This is a genomic window from Curtobacterium sp. NPDC087082, assembly GCF_044745045.1.
Lineage (GTDB): Bacteria > Actinomycetota > Actinomycetes > Actinomycetales > Microbacteriaceae > Curtobacterium.
This window is the reverse complement of record NZ_JBIUZN010000002.1, coordinates 329,498-344,736: the sequence shown is the minus strand read 5'-3', so window position 1 is coordinate 344,736 and position 15,239 is coordinate 329,498. Positions and strand designations below refer to the sequence as shown.

11 protein-coding genes are annotated in these 15,239 nt (G+C 70.2%); 6 read left to right on the top strand and 5 right to left on the bottom strand.

Annotation, left to right across the window (positions count from 1 at the left end):
• Positions 1-82: 82 nt before the first annotated feature.
• From ACIPEP_RS06950 to ACIPEP_RS06930, 5 genes are all read right to left on the bottom strand, one after another.
• On the bottom strand, positions 83-778 hold the full coding sequence (locus ACIPEP_RS06950) for a CGNR zinc finger domain-containing protein (RefSeq protein WP_402716835.1): 696 nt from the start codon (positions 776-778) through the stop codon (positions 83-85).
• Positions 779-825: 47 nt separating this feature from the next.
• Complete coding sequence (locus ACIPEP_RS06945; protein ID WP_139199261.1) at positions 826-1,302, bottom strand: SprT-like domain-containing protein; 477 nt, start codon at positions 1,300-1,302, stop codon at positions 826-828.
• On the bottom strand, positions 1,299-2,141 hold the full coding sequence (locus tag ACIPEP_RS06940) for a hypothetical protein (RefSeq protein ID WP_070417655.1): 843 nt from the start codon (positions 2,139-2,141) through the stop codon (positions 1,299-1,301). Before ACIPEP_RS06940 ends, ACIPEP_RS06945 begins: the two co-directional genes overlap by 4 nt.
• 135 nt (positions 2,142-2,276) lie before the next feature.
• Positions 2,277-3,032, bottom strand: coding sequence for a hypothetical protein (locus ACIPEP_RS06935; protein WP_336697340.1), 756 nt, complete (start codon positions 3,030-3,032; stop codon positions 2,277-2,279).
• 126 nt (positions 3,033-3,158) lie between these two features.
• Positions 3,159-4,001 (bottom strand): spermidine synthase, encoded by an 843-nt coding sequence (locus tag ACIPEP_RS06930; protein ID WP_070417657.1) that lies wholly within the window; start codon positions 3,999-4,001, stop codon positions 3,159-3,161.
• 133 nt (positions 4,002-4,134) lie between these two features.
• Here ACIPEP_RS06930 and ACIPEP_RS06925 point away from each other — a divergent pair, with 133 nt between their 5' ends.
• The 6 genes from ACIPEP_RS06925 to rpoC all read left to right on the top strand — a co-directional run bounded on the left by ACIPEP_RS06925 (position 4,135) and on the right by rpoC (position 15,193).
• Positions 4,135-4,644, top strand: a complete 510-nt coding sequence (locus ACIPEP_RS06925; protein ID WP_402716834.1) for a hypothetical protein — start codon at positions 4,135-4,137, stop codon at positions 4,642-4,644.
• Positions 4,641-5,852, top strand: coding sequence for a histidine kinase (locus ACIPEP_RS06920; protein ID WP_229085558.1), 1,212 nt, complete (start codon positions 4,641-4,643; stop codon positions 5,850-5,852). The genes ACIPEP_RS06925 and ACIPEP_RS06920 overlap by 4 nt, the downstream gene beginning before the upstream one ends.
• On the top strand, positions 5,849-6,514 hold the full coding sequence (locus ACIPEP_RS06915; RefSeq protein ID WP_402716833.1) for a response regulator: 666 nt from the start codon (positions 5,849-5,851) through the stop codon (positions 6,512-6,514). The genes ACIPEP_RS06920 and ACIPEP_RS06915 overlap by 4 nt, the downstream gene beginning before the upstream one ends.
• 348 nt (positions 6,515-6,862) lie before the next feature.
• On the top strand, positions 6,863-7,390 hold the full coding sequence (locus ACIPEP_RS06910; protein ID WP_402716832.1) for a hypothetical protein: 528 nt from the start codon (positions 6,863-6,865) through the stop codon (positions 7,388-7,390).
• Between the two features lie 390 nt (positions 7,391-7,780).
• On the top strand, positions 7,781-11,269 hold the full coding sequence (gene rpoB, locus ACIPEP_RS06905) for a DNA-directed RNA polymerase subunit beta (protein ID WP_070417662.1): 3,489 nt from the start codon (positions 7,781-7,783) through the stop codon (positions 11,267-11,269).
• Positions 11,270-11,311: 42 nt separating this feature from the next.
• Positions 11,312-15,193, top strand: coding sequence for a DNA-directed RNA polymerase subunit beta' (rpoC, locus tag ACIPEP_RS06900; RefSeq protein ID WP_070417663.1), 3,882 nt, complete (start codon positions 11,312-11,314; stop codon positions 15,191-15,193).
• The last annotated feature ends 46 nt before the right edge of the window (positions 15,194-15,239 follow it).

Genomic DNA, 15,239 nt, shown 5'->3' with positions numbered 1-15,239 from the left:
GGCACGCCGAATCCTTTTTTTCGTGTCGCACGCGAATCGGCCCGGACCGGAGCCACGAGCAGGCCAGGAGGCGCGGGTCGGCTCAGACCGCCGCGCGTCGGGCCCGGTGCGCCCGCACCTTCGCCCGGTTGCCGCACCGCTGCATCGAGCACCACCGGCGTGTGCCCCCGCGCGACGAGTCGTAGAAGACGAGGCCGCAGTCGTCCGCCGAGCAGCGGCTCAACCGCGTCGGCTGTCCGTCCGCGGCGACGTCGTCGAAGCCGACCTCGGTGAACAGGGCCACGGCGTCCCGTGCCACGCTCGACAGCGCCTGGGCGAGCCGCACCCGGTTCGCGCCCGCACGACGACGACCACCGGGCAGGCTCGGCGGCACGTCCGGCAGCGCGGCGAACAGGTTGACCGTGTCGATGTCGTCCGGTGCCGGGCGCGTGCGACCCGTCCCGGCGCGGAGGCCGGCAGCCACCGCGGTCCGTTCCGCCGCGGTCGAGGTCGGCCCCGGAGCCGCGGCGACGGCCAGCCGGGCGATCGCTGCGCGGAGGGCACGGGCGTCCTGCAGCTCGCGGGCGGTCGCGCCGACGTCGATCGGCTCGGTGTGGTCGCTCAGCCACTCGTCGAGGTCGGCCGGTGTGGCGAGCAGTTCGCCGAGCTGCGCACGCGGACGTCGGCCGTCCGGGTCGTCGGCGAACCCGCCGGTGTGCGCGAAGTCGAGGGCGATCCGTCCGGCGTCGAAGAACCACGTGGAACCGGTGTCCGTGCGGATGTGCTGCCCCGTGTGCATCCGCCCAGGCTAACGGGTTACCGGCGCGCCTCCGCATGCGATCGGCATCATGCGGTAGCTCGGCTGGCCTCCGCCGCTCGGCGCTCCCACGCGATGACGTTCCGGGCGTCGAACCGGCGGGAGCACTTCGCGCACGCCAGCGGTCGGGTCGGGGTGCGGTAGCGGAAGTGCTCGTGCCCGGCCGGACAGGTGCCGATCCACGGTGCGAGTTCGCTCGCGACGGGGCCGTCGTACAGGCGCGAGCCCGTGTAGCCGAGTGCCTTCGCCGTCCGGCGCCACGTGGGTCCGTGGCCGGCGCGGGCCCCGGCCACCGCGTGCGCGATCTCGTGCAGGAGCACCTGGTCGACGTCGTCCTCGGAGAACCGCACGGCGAGGTGGCGGCTCACCGTGATGCGCTTGCGGGCGAAGTCGCACTGGCCCGCCCGGGTCTTCGCGTGGTCGAACCCGAACGACCAGCTGCCCGCCCCGAGGTGTGCCGTCATCAGGTGTTCGGCGCGGGCCCGGACGGCCTCGAGCGTCGTCACCGTTCGTCGTCGCCGGGTTCGTCGCGTCCGGCCTGGCCCTTCTGCGCGGCACGTGCGGCGATGCGGCCCCAGAGTTCGTCCGCCTCGGTCCGGGCGGCGTCCGGCGCACCGAGGACCCGGCGGCGCACCGTCGGGGTCTGCTGCACGGGCTCCGGAGCGCGGGGTGCGGCCGGTTCGTCCTCGTCCGCGCGACGTGCGGCGACGTCGCGGGCGGTGCGCGGCTTGTCCTCGGCCGGGGGCTGCGCGACCGAGGCCCGGAGCGCTGCCTCGACCGCCGTGCGGAGCGCCTCGGTGCGCTCCGACGGCGCACCGGCCTGGCGGAACGCCTGGTACGCCCGGGACAGCGCGGCACGGGCCTCGTCGAAGCGGGAGAGCTCGAACAGCGACCAGCCCTCGAGCTCGGCCGCTGCGCCCTCGAGCTCCGGCCACTCCTCGGTCCGGGCGGTGTCCCGTGCCAGGGCCGACTCGGTCGCGGCACGCTCGTACCGCCCGAGGTCGTGCAGGACGTGCGCGCGACGGATCCGTGCGGAGACCTTGTCCGAGCGCTCCCCCGTGAACATCGTCAGGCGGAAGACCTCCTCGGCGATGACGAGCGACTCGTCGAGCCGACCGAGCAGGCGGAGGAGCTCGGCACGCTCCGCGAGCGCGTCGGTGCTGCGGCTCTGCCCGAGGTCGCGCAGCCGCTGCTGGACGGCGTCGGCGTCGACCGCGGGGCGCAGGCTGATCGGAGCGAAGGTGCTGCCGGGGCTCACGCCGGCCGTCACGGGCGCCGCATGACGCGGTTCCCGGGCGCGGTCGGTGCGGTCGGGCTGCTGGCGGTCGTCGGGCGGGAGGGACATCGGTTCGAGGGTAACCGCGCCGCCCCGAGAGCGAGCGGTGCCACGCGCACGGGGGTCACGCTCGTGTCGCCCTCGGGGACGAGGACGGCCCGCCGTGCGGGTGCACGACGGGCCGTCCGGGACGATCTGGTCGGGTCAGGACATCCCGCTGGCCGAGACGGCCGAGATGAGGATGGCCACCACGAACGCGATCGCCGCGACGACCGCGAGGATGATCGCGAAGACACCCCAGCCGCGTCCGCGCTTCGTGACCGCGGCGACGATGCCCTGCACGATCGCCCACAGGCCGAGCGCCGAGCCGAGGTAGAACAGCAGCGACCCGGTGACGGCGCTCGACGACGTCGTGAGCGCCATGATGTCGGACTCGCTCGGGGTCGCCCCGCCGTTCTGCACGGACTCGCGGAACGCCTCGGAGCCGCCGAAGACGCCACCGAACAGCGCGCCGCCGATGATGCCGACCACGAGCGCGACGACGGCCACGACGAAGGCGATGACGCCGACGGTCTTCTTCTTGGCCTTCGGCTCCTCGTAGCCCTGCCACGAGGGGGCACCGGCGCTCGCCGGAGCCGCCGCGTAGGGCTGCTGGCCGTACTGGGGCTGCCCGTGCTGCGGCTGCCCGTACTGGCCCTGCTGCTCGGCGTACTGCGTCGACCCGTACTGCGGGGTCTCGCCCTGCGGGGCCTGGTGCTGCTGGGCCTGTTCGCCCCAGCGCGGCGCGTCGGCCTGCGGGGCCGGCTCGCCGTACTGCGGCGTGGAGGCGGGAGCGGGGTCGACCCGCTCGCCGTAGCGCGGCTCGTCGGCCGAGGGAGCGGGCTGCTGCGGCGCTCCGCCCCAGCTCGGCGCCTGGCCGTCGCCCGTCCGGTCCTCGTTGCTCCGGTCGTCGTTCGTCATCAGGGATCCCCTTGCTCGGTCGCGCACCTGCGCGGTCGTTCAGACCCATCCTGGCAGGCGGACCCTCCGCGTGCGCGGCATCCGCCCGATCGCACGGCGACCGTCGGCCCGACCCGCGGTCGCGCGTCAGCCGCCGAAGACGCTCCGGTTCGGCTCCGGCGACGCCACCGCGGTCTGGTCCGTGACGATCGGCGCCCCGGCGATGAACGCCCGCAGTTCCGCCCCGTGCACGACCTTCGCCGGCATCGGGTCGGAGGAGTACCGACGAGGCATCTCCGCCACGGGCAGGTCCGTCGGCGACCCGAGCAGCACGATGTTCCCGAACCGCCGGCCCTTGAGCATCCCGGTGTCCGCGACGGCCGCCACCGACGGCAGCACCGCCTGCAGCGTCGACGCCTGCCCCCGGGCGAACGCGAGCCCGGCCCCGTCCGCCACGTTCACGGCCACGATGCCGGTGGGCGACAGGAACTCCGCGACCTCGCGGTAGAACTCGATGCTCGTCACGTGCGCGGGGATCTGCGAGCCGCCGAACACGTCCACCACGGCCAGGTCCACCGTGCCGCGCAGTCCGGCGGGGAGCTTGCCGAGGACCTCGCGGGCGTCGCCGTACCGCACCCGGATCGAGGCCCCGCGGGGGAAGGGCAGCGCGTCCCGCACGTGGTCGACGAGGTCCCGCTCCAGTTCGATGACCTGCTGCCGGGAGCCCGGCCGCGTGACCGCGACGTACCGGGGGAGCGTCAGGGCCCCGGCGCCGAGGTGCAGCGCCGTGACCGGGCCGTCCGGGAGCAGGTCGATGGCGTGCCCGATCCGCCGGATGTACTCGAACGCCAGGTGCGTCGGGTCCTCGAGGTCGACGTGCGACTGCGGCGTCCCGTCGACGACGAGCGTGAACGACCCCGGGCGGTGCCGGTCCGGCTCGACCACCGCGTACCCCGCACCGATCCGGAACCCGTCGAACGCATCAGCCATGGCACCAATCGAACACCACCGCGATCACCACCCGCGTCCCCACCCCTGGTTGGTGTGCCCGCCGACGCCGTCGATCGAGGCTGGTACCACCGGCCGGGAGACGCCCGCCGGACCTCCTCGGAAGGCGGACACCATGTCGGTCCAGCTCCTCGTGAACATCCTCGTCGGCATCGCGCTGGTCGCGTTCCTCGGGTACCGCCAGGCGACCTGGCAGTACCTCGACCCGGCGCGCATCTGGCGCACGCCGCTCATCATGGCGATCGTCGGCGTGGTCGTCCTCGCCCAGACGAAGGCGACGATCACGACCACCGACGTGGTGTTCCTCGGGATCGAGGCGCTCATCACGATCGGGGTCGGCCTGACCATGGGCAGCATCACCCGCTTCCGCACGGTCGGCACCCCGGACGCCAAGGGCCGCACGATCCAGTCCCGCACGGGCTTCGTCGGCGCTGGCCTCTGGTTCGTCCTCATCGCCGTCCGCATCGGTCTCGACGTGCTCGGCGGCCACCTCGGCGCGCACCTGCTCACGTCGACCGGCACGATCCTGCTCGTCCTCGCGCTGAACCGCGCCGCACGCGCCGTCGTCATCGACGGCCGCATCCCCCGCGGCGACCGCCAGCCGCGCGGCATGATGGTCCGGTGACCCTGCTGACCGGCCAGGACGAGACCGACCTCCCCGGAGGCCGGTCCCGTTCGGGCGCCGCCTGGGGGCTCAACGCCCTCGGCATCGCGATCGTCGCGTTCTGGTTCGTGAAGAACGGCATCGCCCTGCAGCACCCCGCGTGGGTGTGGGTGCTCGGCGCGGTGGCGCTCGCCGCGTGGGCGCTCCGCGAGTTCGGTCGCACACCCCGGCTCCTCGTCGTCGCCGGGGTCCTGATGATCGCCGCGGGCACCCTGACGGTGGTGCCGACGGACTCGCTCATGATCGTCCCCGTGATCGTCGGGATCGTCCTGCTCGGCGCGAACCTCCGCGTCCCCGTCTGGGCGGCATCCGTCGCCGCACTGGCCGCGATCGTGGTCGTCGCGGTGTCCGCCTCGATCGAGCACGCCTCGGTCCAGTTCGTCCTCGGGACGAGCGGCGGCATGCTCCTGGGCGTCCTCATCGGCTTCAGCCGGCGGCAGTTCCGCATCGCGGCGGAACGGGCGCGCGAGGCCGAGCGGGACCAGCAGCGCGCCGAACTCCTCGCGGACCGGTCCCGCGCCGCCCGGGACATCCACGACGTGCTCGCGCACTCCCTCGGCGGCCTGGTGCTCCAGCTCGACGCGGTCGAAGCCCTGCTCGAGGCCGGCCGGGTCGACGACGCCACGAAGCGCGCCGCCGAGGCCCGCGCGCTCGCCGCGGACGGCCTGGCCGAGGCGCGACGTGCGGTGCACGCCCTGCGGGACGACGCCGAGACCGAGACCGACGCCGAGGCGGACGCGGGCCGGTCCGCGGTCCCGCACCGTGCCTCCCGTCCGACCACCGACCCCGCGACGGGCCTGGCGGCCCTCGTCGACGCGCACCGGTCGTTCGGCGGCGAGATCGTGACGCAGGGCGACACGGCGCTCACCGACCTCGATGCGGCCCACCGCGCCGCCGTGGTCCAGGTGGTCCGGGAGGCGCTCAGCAACGCCCGCAGGCACGCCCCCGGCCGTCCCGTGTCCCTGTCCGTCATCCGGGACGGCGACGCCGTGGACGTCGTGGTCGCGAACCCGCTGTCCGGCGGCGGCCACGGCCTGCTCGGGATGCGCGAACGCTTCGCGGAGCTCGGCAGCGGCGCCGCGGTCGAGGCGGACCGGTCGGACGACGAGTTCGTCGTGGCGATGCACCTGCCGGTCGACGAGCTGGCCGCCGAGGGGGACCGCCCGTGACCATCCGCGTCGTCGTCGTCGACGACCAGGCCATCGTGCGCGACGGGCTGGTGACGGTGCTCTCCCTCGTGGACGACCTCGAGGTCGTCGGTGAGGCGTCGGACGGCGCCGAGGCGGTCGCCGCGGTCGAGCGGGAGTCCCCGGACGTCGTGCTCATGGACCTCCGGATGCCCGGCGTCGACGGCCCGACGGCGACGGCACGCATCACCGAGGGGCACCCCGGGGTCGCCGTGCTCGTCCTCACCACGTTCGCCGACGACGAGTCGATCCTGACCGCGCTGCGGGCCGGCGCGCGCGGGTACCTGACCAAGGACGCCGGCCGTGGCGAGATCGCGACGGCGATCCGTGCGGTGGCGTCCGGGCAGTCGACGTTCGACGCCACCGTGGGCGCCCGGCTCGTCGCCCAGCTGGCCGGCGGCACCGTGTCCGCGTCCGCGCCCGTCGCGACGCCGGACCCGATCGAGTCGCTCCGTGCACGCTTCCCGACGCTCACCCCGCGCGAGGCGGACGTGCTCGGGCGCATCGCCGAGGGCCGGTCGAACCCGCAGATCGCCGCCGAGCTCTTCCTCACCGTGCCCACCGTGAAGTCCTACGTGAACCAGGTGTTCACGAAGCTCGGCGTCCGCACCCGCGCGGAGGCCGTCGCCCTCGTCCTGCGCTGACCCGGGTCCGCGGTCCCGACCGGCCGGTCCACCCGGCGCAGGTGAATGCGTGCACATGCACCACCAGCGGACGCCAAGGGTCGTCGCCTACCGTTCACCGGGTCGTCACCTCGGTGCGTCGATCCGCGCAGTGCCCCACACCTCGCGCGCTTCCGCACCCCGCTCGTGACCGCGGCGCGACCGTCCGGCACCCCCACTGCCCCTCGTGTGCGCGCCGTCGGCGTGCGCCGGGCTCCCCGCTCTCCTGCGCGCCGCCCGTGGTCCGCCCGCCGTGACCATTGATCACATTGCGTGCGCTATGTAAAATATGAGCACGAACGGACCCGATCCCACGAGGAGTCGACCCGCATGACCGACACCATGAGCGTGCCCACGTACCGCCGCGCCACCGCGAGCCGTCCCGCGGTCGCCACCCGCGCCTCCCGTCCGTCCACCCACACCGAGCGCGAGCACGCGCCGACCTGGATGCGTGCGGTGGGTGCGGTCCTGCTGGTGGGCGGGCTCGGGCTGACCGCAGCGGTGCTCGGATGGCCGGGCGACGCTCCGGAGACGGCGCTGCTGGTGCCGGCGCTCGTCGGCGTCGCGGTCGGGTTCCTGCTCCTCGTCGCCCGCTCGGGGTGGACGGTGACGGACAGCCACGTCGTCCTGCACTTCCGGCCGCTGCCCGCGCGACGGATCGCCCGCGACCGGATCACCGACGTGCGACTCGTCGAGGCGGACGCGTCGACGTACGGCGGCATCGGGCTCCGGATCGGACGCGGCGTCCGCGCGCTCATCCTCACGCCGGGGCTCGGGATCGAGTTCACCGACGACCGCGGACGTGTCACGTTCGTGCGGACGCAGCAGCCCGAGGCGGCGTTCCGCGCCCTGCGCTGACGGGCGTTGCGCGTCCTGCGCTGGCGGGCGTGGCCGAGCTGCGGAGCAGGGAATACCCACGCTGTCCACCGGCTTATACACGGCACTGCCGAATTCGGTCAAGCCAGGACTGGACATCCGCGACGAGCCCGACCTATGATGGCAGTTCGCGCTCCCTGGCATCCGTGTCGTCATATTGCGGTCGACGCAGCGTTCTTCCAGAACGTGCCCTGGTGGTGCCGGTCCCGTATATGTCGGCGGGTCCCGTCCACCCAGATCATCGCACACGTGCACAGCTCACCGGCCGTCGCGTGATCGCGTGTCTTCGAGGGGTGCGCTGAAGCGTCAATCCACTCACCTACGTGCTGCTCGTCAGTACCGGCCCGACGGGGCCTACCGGAGGTCAAACCCTTGGCTGCTGCGCCCAACGCATCCACCAACCCCAAGAACGGTCGCAACCACTCGCGACTCTCGTTCGCCAAGATCACGGACACCCTCACGGTTCCTGATCTGCTCGCACTCCAGACGGAGAGCTTCGACTGGCTCGTCGGCAACGACGTCTGGAAGGCCCGCCTCGCCGAAGGCCAGGAGCAGGGTCGCACCGACCTCGCACTGCACTCCGGGCTCGAGGAGATCTTCGAGGAGATCTCCCCGATCGAGGACCTCGGCGAGACCATGCAGCTCGGCTTCACGTCGCCCGAGCTCGAGGACCCGAAGTACTCGATCGACGAGTGCAAGGAGCGTGGCAAGACCTACGCTGCCCCGCTCTACGTCAACGCCGAGTTCATGAACCACATGACCGGTGAGATCAAGACGCAGACCGTCTTCATGGGCGACTTCCCGCTCATGACCGAGCGCGGCACGTTCATCATCAACGGCACCGAGCGTGTCGTGGTCTCGCAGCTCGTCCGCTCGCCGGGCGTGTACTTCGAGCGTCAGCAGGAGAAGACCTCCGACAAGGACATCTACTCCGCCCGCGTGATCCCGTCGCGTGGTGCCTGGCTCGAGTTCGAGATCGACAAGCGCGACCAGGTGGGCGTGCGCATCGACCGCAAGCGCAAGCAGTCGGTCACCGTGTTCCTCAAGGCGCTCGGCATGACGAGCGAAGAGATCATGGACGAGTTCCAGGGCTTCGCCTCGATCGAGTCGACCCTCGAGAAGGACGCCATCCTCACCAAGGAAGAGGCGCTCAAGGACATCTACCGCAAGCTGCGTCCGGGCGAGCAGGTCGCCGCCGAGGCCGCGCGTGCGCTCCTCGACAACTTCTACTTCAACCCGAAGCGCTACGACCTCGCGAAGGTCGGCCGCTACAAGGTCAACCGCAAGCTCGGCATCGACGCGCCGCTCAGCGACTCGGTCCTGACCGTGCAGGACATCGTCCGCACGATCAAGTACCTGGTCTCGCTGCACGCCGAGAAGACCACGCTCGACGGTGTCCGTGACGGCGAGCCGGTGCAGCTGCGCCTCGACGTGGACGACATCGACCACTTCGGCAACCGTCGCATCCGCGCCGTCGGCGAGCTCATCCAGAACCAGGTCCGCACCGGTCTGTCCCGCATGGAGCGCGTCGTCCGCGAGCGCATGACCACGCAGGACATCGAGGCGATCACGCCGCAGACCCTGATCAACGTGCGCCCCGTCGTCGCCGCGATCAAGGAGTTCTTCGGGACGTCCCAGCTGTCGCAGTTCATGGACCAGAACAACCCGCTCGCGGGCCTGACGCACAAGCGTCGCCTCTCGGCCCTCGGCCCGGGTGGTCTGTCCCGTGAGCGTGCCGGCGTCGAGGTCCGTGACGTCCACCCGTCGCACTACGGCCGCATGTGCCCGATCGAGACCCCGGAAGGCCCGAACATCGGCCTGATCGGCTCGCTCGCGTCGTTCGGTCGGATCAACTCCTTCGGCTTCATCGAGACGCCGTACCGTCGCGTCGTGAACGGTCAGGTCACCACGACCATCGACTACCTCACGGCCTCGGAAGAGGACGACTTCGTCGTCGCGCAGGCGAACGCCCCGCTCACCGACTCCTTCCACTTCCAGGACGACAAGGTGCTCGTCCGGAAGAAGGGCGGCGAGGTCGAGCTCGTCGGCAAGGACGAGGTCGACTACATGGACGTCTCCCCGCGCCAGATGGTGTCGGTCGCGACGTCGCTCATCCCGTTCCTCGAGCACGACGACGCGAACCGCGCCCTCATGGGTGCGAACATGCAGCGTCAGGCAGTCCCGCTGCTCCGCTCCGAGTCGCCGCTCGTCGGCACCGGCATGGAGGGCTACACCGCCATCGACGCCGGCGACGTCGTCACCGCCGACAAGGCCGGTGTCGTCTCCGAGGTCTCGGCCGACGCCGTGACCCTGCAGCTCGACGAGGGCGGCACGCAGACCTACTACCTGCGCAAGTTCGACCGCTCGAACCAGGGCACGAGCTACAACCACCGTGTGGTCGTCTCGGCCGGTGAGCGTGTGGAGCAGGGCGAGGTCATCGCCGACGGCCCCGCGACGGAGAACGGCGAGCTCGCGCTCGGCAAGAACCTCCTCGTCGCGTTCATGCCGTGGGAGGGCTACAACTACGAGGACGCGATGATCCTGTCGCAGAACCTCGTGAAGGACGACACGCTCTCCTCGATCCACATCGAGGAGTACGAGGTCGACGCCCGCGACACGAAGCTCGGCAAGGAAGAGATCACCCGCGACCTCCCGAACGTCAGCCCGGACCTCCTGGCCGACCTCGACGAGCGCGGCATCATCCGCATCGGTGCCGAGGTCCGCCCCGGCGACATCCTGGTCGGCAAGGTCACGCCGAAGGGCGAGACCGAGCTCAGCGCCGAAGAGCGTCTCCTCCGCGCCATCTTCAACGAGAAGTCGCGCGAAGTCCGCGACACCTCGCTCAAGGTGCCCCACGGTGAAGAGGGCACGATCATCGGCGTCAAGGTGTTCGACTCGCAGGACGGCGACGACGAGCTCGGCTCGGGCGTCAACCAGCGCGTGGTCGTGTACATCGCCCAGAAGCGCAAGATCACCGCGGGTGACAAGCTCGCCGGTCGTCACGGCAACAAGGGCGTCATCTCGACCATCCTCCCGGTCGAGGACATGCCGTTCCTCGCCGACGGCACCCCCGTCGACATCGTGCTCAACCCGCTCGGCGTCCCCGGCCGCATGAACTTCGGCCAGGTCCTCGAGATCCACCTCGGGTGGCTCGCGAAGCAGGGCTGGAACGTCGAGGGCATCCAGGAGTGGGCTTCTGCCCTCCCCGAGGCCGCCCGCAGCGCGGAGCCCGGCACGAAGGTCGCCACCCCGGTGTTCGACGGTGCCTACGAGCGCGAGATCGAGGGTCTCCTCGACTCGACCCTCCCGAACCGCGACGGCGAGCGCCTGATCGGTTCGTCCGGCAAGGCGCAGCTCTTCGACGGCCGCTCCGGCGAGCCGTTCCCGGAGCCCGTGTCGGTCGGCTACATGTACATCCTCAAGCTGCACCACCTGGTCGACGACAAGATCCACGCCCGTTCGACCGGTCCGTACTCGATGATCACGCAGCAGCCGCTGGGTGGTAAGGCGCAGTTCGGTGGACAGCGCTTCGGCGAGATGGAGGTGTGGGCGCTCGAGGCGTACGGCGCCGCCTACGCCCTCCAGGAGCTCCTGACGATCAAGTCCGACGACATCCTCGGCCGCGTGAAGGTCTACGAGGCGATCGTCAAGGGCGAGAACATCCAGGAGCCGGGTATCCCGGAGTCGTTCAAGGTCCTCATGAAGGAGATGCAGTCGCTCTGCCTGAACGTCGAGGTCCTCTCGGCCGACGGCCAGGCGGTCAGCCTCCGCGACACGGACGACGAGGTCTTCCGTGCCGCTGAAGAGCTCGGCATCAACATCTCCTCGCGGTTCGAGTCGTCGTCCGTCGACGACATCTGATCCCGCCCGTACTCGTAACGAATCCAGCTAGAGAGAAGAACATTGCTCGAAGCAACTTCATTTGACGCACTGCGGATCGGTCTCGCCACGGCCGAGGACATCCGCCAGTGGTCGTACGGCGAGGTCAAGAAGCCGGAGACCATCAACTACCGCACCCTCAAGCCCGAGAAGGACGGTCTGTTCGGCGAGCAGATCTTCGGTCCGTCCCGCGACTGGGAGTGCGCCTGCGGCAAGTACAAGCGTGTCCGGTTCAAGGGCATCGTCTGCGAGCGCTGCGGCGTCGAGGTCACCAAGTCCTCGGTCCGCCGTGAGCGCATGGGCCACATCGAGCTCGCCGCGCCCGTCACGCACATCTGGTACTTCAAGGGCGTCCCGTCGCGCCTCGGTTACCTCCTCGACATGGCGCCGAAGGACCTCGAGAAGGTCATCTACTTCGCGGCGTACATGATCATCGACATCGATGAAGAGGGCCGTCACGCCGACATGCCGGGTCTCGAGAACGAGATGCGCCTCGAGATCAAGAACCTCGAGGGGCAGCGCGACTCGATCATCGCCGACCGCCTCAAGAAGCTCGAGGACGACCTCGCAGCGCTCGAGGAAGAGGGCGCCAAGGCCGACGTCAAGCGCCGCACCAAGGACACCGCCGAGAAGGAGATGTCCCAGGTCCGCAAGTCGTTCGACGAGGACATCACCCGCCTCGAGCGCGTGTGGGAGGACTTCCGCAACCTCAAGGTGGGCGACCTCAAGCCCGAGGACGCCGTCTTCCACGAGCTCCAGGACCGCTTCGGGATCTACTTCGACGCCTACATGGGCGCCGAGGCGATCAAGCTGCGGCTCGAGGCGTTCGACCTGGCCGCCGAGGCCGAGGCGCTGCGCCTGCAGATCGCCGAGGGCAAGGGCCAGAAGAAGATCCGCGCGATCAAGCGTCTGCGCGTCGTCAGCTCCTTCCTCGCCACCGGCAACTCGCCGGCCGCGATGGTGCTCGACGTCGTGCCGGTCATCCCGCCGGAGCTGCGCCCGATGGTGCAGCTCGACGGTGGCCGCTTCGCCACGAGTGACCTCAACGACCTCTACCGTCGTGTGATCAACCGCAACAACCGTCTCCGCCGCCTGCTCGACCTCGGTGCCCCCGAGATCATCGTGAACAACGAGAAGCGCATGCTGCAGGAAGCGGTCGACGCGCTGTTCGACAACGGTCGTCGTGGTCGTCCGGTCACGGGTACCGGCAACCGCGCCCTGAAGTCCCTGAGCGACATGCTCAAGGGCAAGCAGGGTCGTTTCCGCCAGAACCTGCTCGGCAAGCGCGTCGACTACTCGGGCCGTTCGGTCATCATCGTCGGCCCGCAGCTGAAGCTGCACCAGTGCGGTCTGCCCAAGCAGATGGCGCTCGAGCTCTTCAAGCCGTTCGTGATCAAGCGCCTGATCGACCTGTCGCACGCGCAGAACATCAAGTCGGCCAAGCGCATGGTCGAGCGTTCGCGTCCGCAGGTGTGGGACGTGCTCGAGGAGATCATCCGCGAGCGCCCCGTGCTGCTGAACCGTGCGCCGACGCTGCACCGTCTGGGCATCCAGGCGTTCGAGCCGCAGCTCGTCGAGGGCAAGGCCATCCAGCTCCACCCGCTCGTGTGTGCTGCGTTCAACGCGGACTTCGACGGTGACCAGATGGCCGTGCACCTGCCGCTGTCGGTCGAGGCCCAGGCCGAGGCCCGCATCCTGATGCTCGCCTCGAACAACATCCTGAAGCCGTCCGACGGCCGTCCGGTGACCCTGCCCGCACAGGACATGATCATCGGTCTGCACCACCTCACGACCGTCCGCGAGGGCGCCGTGGGTGAAGGCCGTGCGTTCTCCTCCGTCGCCGAGGCCATCCTCGCGAAGGACCAGGGCACGCTGCACCTCAACGCGCTCGTGAAGATCCGCATGGCGGATGTCCACTTCGCCGAGGGTGAAGCTCCCGAGGGCTACGAGCAGGGCGACACCGTGCTGCTCGAGACGACCCTGGGCCGTGCGCTCTTCAACGAGACCCTCCCGGCGAACTACCCGTTCGTCCAGAAGGTCACCGACAAGGGCGTGCTCTCCGCGATCGTCAACGACCTCGCCGAGCGCTACTCCAAGACCGAGACGGCCGCCGCGCTGGACCGGATCAAGGACGCGGGCTTCTACTGGGGCACGCGCTCCGGTGTGACCGTGGCGCTCTCCGACGTCGTGACGCCTCCTCGGAAGAAGGAGATCATCGCGGGCTACGAGGTCCAGGCCGCCAAGGTGCAGGGCGAGTTCGACAAGGGTCTGATCACCGACGCCGAGCGTCGCGCCGACCTGATCAAGATCTGGACCGAGGCCACGAACGAGATCGCGCAGGAGATGCGCGACAACTTCCCGGTCGACAACACCATCAACCGCATGGTGTCGTCCGGTGCTCGTGGTAACTGGCTCCAGGTCCGCAACATCGCCGGTATGCGTGGTCTGGTGAACAACCCGAAGGGCGAGATCATCGCCCGCCCGATCATCAACTCGTACCGCGAGGGCCTGACCGTGGCGGAGTACTTCATCGCCACGCACGGTGCTCGCAAGGGTCTTGCCGACACCGCGCTCCGTACCGCGGACTCCGGGTACCTCACCCGTCGTCTCGTGGACGTCTCGCAGGACGTCATCATCCGCGAGGACGACTGCGGCACGACCCGGGGCCTCGAGCTCCCGATCGCGACCGTGGGCGCCGACGGCAAGCTCGTGCGCGACCCGCGCGTCGAGAACACCGTGTACTCCCGCACCCTGGCCACCCCGGCCGTGGACGCGAAGGGCACGGTCGTCGCCGAGGCCGGCGAGGACGTCGGTGACGTCCTCATCGACAAGCTGCTCGCGGCCGGTGTCGAGAGCATCAAGGTGCGCTCGGTCCTGACCTGCGAGTCGAGCGTCGGTGTCTGCGCGAAGTGCTACGGCCGTTCGCTCGCCACGGGCAACCTCGTCGACATCGGCGAGGCGGTCGGCATCATCGCCGCCCAGTCCATCGGTGAGCCCGGTACCCAGCTGACGATGCGTACCTTCCACACGGGTGGTTCGGCCTCGGCCGACGACATCACCCAGGGTCTGCCGCGTGTCACGGAGCTCTTCGAGGCGCGTACCCCCAAGGGCGCGTCCCCGATCGCCGAGGCCCCCGGCCGCGCCACGATCGAGGACACCGACAAGGGTCGTCGCATCATCCTCACGCCGGACAACGGTGACGAGCCGTTCATCTACCCGGTGCTGAAGCGTGCGACGCTCCTCATCGAGGACGGCCAGCACGTCGAGCTCGGCGAGCAGTTCATCGCCGGCACCGTCGACCCGAAGGAAGTCCTCCGCGTCAAGGGTGTCCGTGAGGTCCAGAAGCACCTCGTCAACGGTGTGCAGGACGTGTACGGCTCGCAGGGCGTGCCGATCCACGACAAGCACATCGAGGTCATCGTGCGCCAGATGCTCCGCAAGGTCACCGTCGTCGACCACGGCGACACCGACCTGCTCCCGGGCGAGCTCGTGGACCGTTCGCGGTACAACGAGCTCAACCGTGCGGCGCTGCAGGAGGGTCGCAAGACCGCTTCCGCTCGCCAGGAGGTCATGGGCATCACGAAGGCGTCCCTCGCGACCGAGTCGTGGCTGTCCGCCGCGTCCTTCCAGGAGACCACCCGCGTGCTCACGCAGGCGGCCATGGAGGGCAAGCAGGACCACCTCGTCGGCCTCAAGGAGAACGTCATCATCGGTAAGCTCATCCCCGCCGGGACGGGCCTCAGCCGGTACCGCGACGTGGACGTGAACGCGACGGAAGAAGCGAAGGCGGAGCGGTACCCGAACCGCATCTTCGCGGACGACTCGTCGTTCTCGGACGCCGACCTGAGCTTCGTCGACTTCGACAGCTTCTCGTCGGACGACTTCACGCCGGGCACCTACAACTGAGCCTGAGCTCCACCGGAACGGCCCCCGCATCCTCGGATGCGGGGGC